6 protein-coding genes are annotated in these 4005 nt (G+C 56.3%); 3 read left to right on the top strand and 3 right to left on the bottom strand.

The features are described from left to right. The coding region (locus tag RMO15_RS10960; protein ID WP_309711941.1) for a hypothetical protein at positions 1-456 on the top strand (456 nt) is incomplete at its 5' end. 15 nt (positions 457-471) lie between these two features. On the opposite strand, the gene RMO15_RS10955 is transcribed toward RMO15_RS10960, so the two are convergent. The 3 genes from RMO15_RS10955 to RMO15_RS10945 all read right to left on the bottom strand — a co-directional run bounded on the left by RMO15_RS10955 (position 472) and on the right by RMO15_RS10945 (position 2481). Continuing rightward, positions 472-1017: a hypothetical protein gene (locus tag RMO15_RS10955; RefSeq protein ID WP_309711938.1), complete on the bottom strand. Its 546-nt coding sequence runs from the start codon at positions 1015-1017 to the stop codon at positions 472-474. An 83-nt stretch (positions 1018-1100) separates the two neighbouring features. Beyond that, positions 1101-1802: a basic secretory protein-like protein gene (locus RMO15_RS10950; RefSeq protein ID WP_309711935.1), complete on the bottom strand. Its 702-nt coding sequence runs from the start codon at positions 1800-1802 to the stop codon at positions 1101-1103. A 25-nt stretch (positions 1803-1827) separates the two neighbouring features. Continuing rightward, complete coding sequence (locus RMO15_RS10945; protein ID WP_309711932.1) at positions 1828-2481, bottom strand: DUF4328 domain-containing protein; 654 nt, start codon at positions 2479-2481, stop codon at positions 1828-1830. A 96-nt stretch (positions 2482-2577) separates the two neighbouring features. Between RMO15_RS10945 and RMO15_RS10940 the strand changes: the two genes are divergently transcribed. Together RMO15_RS10940 and RMO15_RS10935 are read left to right on the top strand one after the other, a co-directional pair. Next, positions 2578-2703 carry a hypothetical protein gene (locus tag RMO15_RS10940; protein ID WP_309711930.1) on the top strand — a complete coding sequence of 42 codons (126 nt, stop codon included), beginning with the start codon at positions 2578-2580 and terminating at the stop codon, positions 2701-2703. A 21-nt stretch (positions 2704-2724) separates the two neighbouring features. Beyond that, positions 2725-4005, top strand: a 1281-nt coding sequence (locus tag RMO15_RS10935; RefSeq protein ID WP_309711927.1) for a 4Fe-4S dicluster domain-containing protein, incomplete at its 3' end; no start/stop codon positions are given.

Below are 4005 nucleotides of genomic sequence, written 5' to 3'. Positions count from 1 at the left end.
CAAGTCTACACGGTGCGCCTGACTCCTGAGCAACGCAAGCAAACCCGGTTCGCGCTCTGGGCAAACTTCTTTGCCTTGCTTCTCAATGCCACTCTCGCAGTTGTGTTCTGGAAAATGGAGACGGGAAAACCAATTGTCTCGCTGATGAGTGTCTTTAGTAGCTGCCTGGCGATTGTTTGCGTTGGGCTCTATCGCAAAAGCACACAGGTTCTCACTCTCACTGACCAAGGCTTGACCTACCAAAACTTTCTTGGCTTTGGCAGTATCAAGCTTACTTGGGAGGAGATTAAGCGTGCTCGTATCGAGCGCAACTATATCTACACCTGGCTACGGATAACGCGCAAGAAACGTTTCCTACGCTTGACCCTGGTCGTTCCTCCCGACCAGGCCGACGAGATTCTCTGTGAGATTGAGTACCGGCTCCAGGCTCGTAATGCTGAAAGTGGCAAAGGGTAGGCCGCTTCTGGAACTCTATTTGCGAAGAAGTTTCTGAACGGTTTTTTCAAAATCGGCGAGGGGGATGGAAAAACTCTCGTACTTCTCAACTCCTTTGGGCCGAGGGAAGTAGCGCCCCAAATCGTAAATTAGGCCAGGGGTGACCATGCCACGTTCAATTTCGATCCGCCCACGCCCCGATAACTCTAGCTGGAGCATCCCCGGATAAAGTTTCGGGTTGACATACTCACCACTCTTGAGATCGCCTTCCCATTTTCCCAGAAAAAGGAGAACCGTTTCTCCTTTGAGGGCTGTGCTGGAGTCGCACGTCCAGGTTCCCTCCGCCAGAAAACGCATTTTTTGCCCCTTCTTGGTGTTCTTGAAAGGCTCTATAACAACCGCATCGGCATATCGAACCTCTCTCTGGAGCCCCAATGGCTCCAGTGAGGCTTGACCCGTTGTGCCTACGTGCGTGACCCGAGCCCGCGCAATAAACGTCGCACCGGAAACAAGCTCTGCCAGTGATATTCGAGCAGGCTTTCCAATGAGAAGAGGAGCCAGTAATCGGGCGATATTTTTCATCAGTATTGCTGCTATTGTACACGGATTGTCGTGGGCTAAACTGAGGTGGGGCAGGAACGGGTTGATTTTATTTATCGCTGCAGCTAGGACTTAGGTTTTGTCTGGTAGGCCACAAACTCGGCCCACAAATCGTCGAGCTTCTTGCCAGTAGATGCCTCGAACAGGCTGTCGTTGTAGCTTCTTGTCTTCATGGCCTTGTCGAGCTTTTGTACTAGGCCGTGGTCGTATTTATGTGTGAGGTAGGCCAGAAAAAACGCGGTGACCCGGTAGGCGTCGGTGTACTTGTTTTTCTCGGTGATCTTGGGACGTGGGGCCTCGGGCTCATAGCGCCACCAGCGGATGTAGTCGGCGATCCCCTCTACCAGCCAGCCGGGTGTGCTGCGGCTGCTGGGGTAGGCTTGCACGAGATGCGTCATCTCGTGGATCATCATCCCAAAGTCGTCTGGGTGGGCACGCACCCATGGCACGCTCACGAAGATCCCGCCGCCCGTGGCGTAGGCAGGAGCGTCTTGCTTGAGCTGGAACGTGACTTTTATCTCCGAAGCAGGCTTGGCGTCTTGCGTCCCAAGCAGGTTCCAGACAATCGGGTACCACTGCTCCATCAGATTGCCCGCGTGCTTGCCCCACTCCGCCAGATCGGGCGCGGCACTGGTGTCCACGGTCACTTTTGGTGTTGCCACGGACTTGGCGGAGGCGAGGAGATAGGCCTGTTTGGTGAGTGCATCCCCGGTGGGAAAAGCAGGCGGCTGCGTGAGCAACGTAAGACAGAGCAGTGGTGTTAGCATCGGGTTCTAAAGGCGATTCTGGGAACTACTGCGCTAGCGGGCGCTGGTCGCGGATATTTTGCTGGCGCTGCGTGATCTCCGTCACCACTTGCGCGGCAGCGATGCAGAGGAGAATACTCAAGAAACCATCGGCAACTCCCAGCATCGTATTACTCTTTACGCTATCGAGCGATTGCTCTGTCATGGAGGTGCGCATCATGGCTTGTCCTAGGTAGTTGCTCACAAGCCATAGCCCCCACCAGATTCCCAGAAGCCCAGGAGTCTTGCTGATATTCGGGTCGCGGGGATCGCCACTGATATTCCAGAGCTCACGCATGGCCTCAAACGGCTTCCAGAGATTGAGGAAAGGCACGAAGAAGTACCCGACCGCCCAACCCGGCGTGATATTCGCTCGGTCGGCTCCTAAGGCGGGAAGGTTCTTGTGGGCGCGGATGATCCAGCGAGCGAAGACTACCACGGTTACCAGATAGAGCACCAGGTGAGCAATGCCCACAACTGCCTCGCGCAGATCAGAAGCGGTGGGCTCTGTTGAGGAGCGGTACCCCGGAGCATTGAGCTCGGTCAGAACCATCACCGACGAAACCAGGGAGCCAAACGCAACAGCCGCGCCTAGCCAGAGCAGAACTTTGAGGGGACGAGTCAGCGAGTCTAGCTCGCGATAGTCTGAGATCGTTTCCATGGACAGTACGAAACCTTTTCAGGAGTTGCGCCTATTGTACGTGAAGAAAACGTGATTTGACATGAGATGTGCTATAATCTCGTGGAAAAATTATAGATGAAAGCTCTCGTGCCCGTAAAGTGCGTCCTCTATCCCTACACTCGTATTGTGCTAACTGCTAAAGATCTGCTTGATGTCGCGGGCTTGCACACCGCTGTCCCCGAGCAGATCGCGAAGCTCTAGGAACTCAGAAAGTCAGCGAAGATGCCGACCCGAACGATTCTCTTTCATATCTCTGGGCCACAGCAGGTGGTGTTTTACTTGCTGGCTGTGCTCTCAATGGCCATCTGTTTCTACGGCATCTGGCGACGCTTGCCGATATGGCGGGGAGGAAAACCCCTGCCGCCCGTCACGAACTGGCCTCAGAGACTACGTAGCGTCCTCGACCAATCCCTGGCGCAGCGGCGCGTTCGTCGCCGAAAGCTGGCGGGCGGGATGCACGCGGGCATTTTCTATGGCTTTCTCGCGCTCTTTATCGGCACGGTGATCGTCGCTATTGAGCACTACGGCGCGCTCCTCTTTGGGGAACACTGGTTCTACAAGGGGACGTTCTACTTAATCGTCAAGGCCGCGCTGGATATTTTTGGGCTGGGGCTGCTGATTGCACTCTGTGTGGCGCTCTGGCGACGTTTAGTGACCAAGCCTGAGAGTCTGGGGAACTCACCCTACGACTCCGGGTTTCTGGCGCTCTGTCTGGTGGCGACGGTAACAGGGTTCTTGCTGGAAGGGGCGGGGATTGCGGCAGACCCAGCGCGGCTGGCGTTTGCGGGCTTTACGCCGGTGGGCCTTGCGGTCGCAAAGACCATCCCGATGAGCTACATGCTGATCTGGTGGGTACACGTGCTTCTCGTGCTGGCCGTGATTGCGTTGCTACCCTATGGTCGGCGTTTTCATCTCTTTACCATTCCTGCGAGTGTCGCGCTTCAGCCCGAGCGCCCGATGGGGGTGCTGGAGCCGATTGCCCTTGCCGATGTCGAAGAGACGGGCAAGATCGGGCTCACCGAGCTGGCGGACTTAGACTTCTGGCAACGGCTTAGCTTAGACGGCTGCATGGAGTGTGGACGCTGTACCGATGTCTGTCCCGCGCATGCGGTGGGTAAGGAGCTGAACCCAAAAGCCATTGTGCTGGACATTCGCCGCCACTTAGATGGCAAGAAGTCCGTGCCGCTGGACTTTCTCTCCGATGAGACGCTCTGGGCCTGCACGAACTGCCATGCCTGTGTGAATGAGTGCCCGTCGCTGATTCGCCACGTTGATCTGATTGATGGAGTTCGTCGCCATCGAGTTGCCGAGGGACGGCTCAGTGGCTCGGGAGCGACCATGCTACGCCAGCTGGGGAGCAAAGAGAACCCATGGGGACTTCCTAACTCTCAGCGCTTGGACTGGGCGAAAAATATCGAGCCGCCTGTGACAAAAGCAACCCCCGATGACGAACGCGAGGTGCTTTTCTGGGTGGGGTGCTCCGGGGCGTTTGAGCCACGCGCC

The sequence above is a fragment of the Armatimonas sp. genome (assembly GCF_031410135.1).
GTDB lineage: Bacteria > Armatimonadota > Armatimonadia > Armatimonadales > Armatimonadaceae > Armatimonas.
The sequence above is the reverse complement of the archived record's forward strand: the minus strand, read 5'-3'. Positions and strand labels throughout refer to the sequence as shown.